A 1,150-nucleotide genomic window follows, 5' to 3' on the forward strand; every position below is an offset into this window, starting at 1 on the left:
AGAATTAGTCGAAGATCTTAGCAACAACACCAGCACCTACTGTACGGCCACCTTCACGGATCGCGAAACGAAGACCTTCGTCCATTGCGATTGGTGCGATTAGCTCTACAGTCATCTTGATGTTATCGCCTGGCATTACCATTTCTACGCCTTCTGGTAGCTCGATGTTACCAGTTACGTCAGTTGTACGGAAGTAGAACTGTGGACGGTAGCCTTTGAAGAACGGAGTATGACGGCCGCCTTCGTCTTTAGAAAGTACGTATACTTCTGACTCAAACTTAGTGTGTGGGTTGATTGACTTAGGAGCCGCTAGTACTTGACCACGCTCTACTTCGTCACGCTTAGTACCACGTAGAAGTGCACCAACGTTCTCACCCGCACGACCTTCGTCTAGAAGCTTACGGAACATCTCAACACCAGTACAAGTAGTTGTTGTAGTCTCTTTGATACCTACGATTTCTACTTCGTCACCTACTGTTAGGATACCACGCTCGATACGACCAGTTACTACTGTACCACGACCTTGGATTGAGAATACGTCTTCGATAGGCATTAGGAATGGCTGATCGATTGCACGCTCTGGCTCTGGGATGTAGTTGTCTAGTGCTTCTGCTAGCTCAACGATTTTCGCTTCCCACTGCTCTTCGCCGTTTAGTGCGCCTAGTGCAGAACCTTGGATAACTGGTAGGTCATCACCTGGGAAATCGTACTCAGATAGAAGTTCACGAACTTCCATTTCTACTAGCTCAAGTAGTTCTTCATCGTCAACCATGTCACATTTGTTCATGAATACGATGATGTATGGGATACCAACCTGACGGCCTAGTAGGATGTGCTCACGAGTTTGTGGCATTGGGCCATCTGTCGCAGCAACAACTAGGATACCACCGTCCATCTGTGCAGCACCTGTGATCATGTTCTTAACATAATCCGCGTGTCCTGGACAGTCTACGTGTGCGTAGTGACGAGTTGGAGTGTCGTACTCAACGTGAGATGTTGCGATTGTGATACCGCGCTCACGCTCTTCTGGAGCGTTATCGATTGATGCGAAGTCTTTCGCTTCACCGCCGTACACTTTAGATAGAGTTGTACAGATTGCAGCAGTTAGAGTTGTTTTACCGTGGTCAACGTGGCCGATAGTACCAACGTT

The 1,150-nt window shown here is 47.8% G+C and carries 1 protein-coding gene; it reads right to left on the reverse strand.

Annotation, left to right across the window (positions count from 1 at the left end; genetic code table 11):
• Positions 1–4: 4 nt before the first annotated feature.
• Positions 5–1,150: elongation factor Tu (gene tuf, locus QMA41_RS25655; RefSeq protein ID WP_038165115.1), on the reverse strand; the 1,146-nt coding region annotated here is incomplete at its 5' end.

Source organism: Vibrio sp. St2, assembly GCF_947311885.1.
In the GTDB taxonomy this organism is placed as follows: domain Bacteria; phylum Pseudomonadota; class Gammaproteobacteria; order Enterobacterales; family Vibrionaceae; genus Vibrio; species Vibrio coralliilyticus.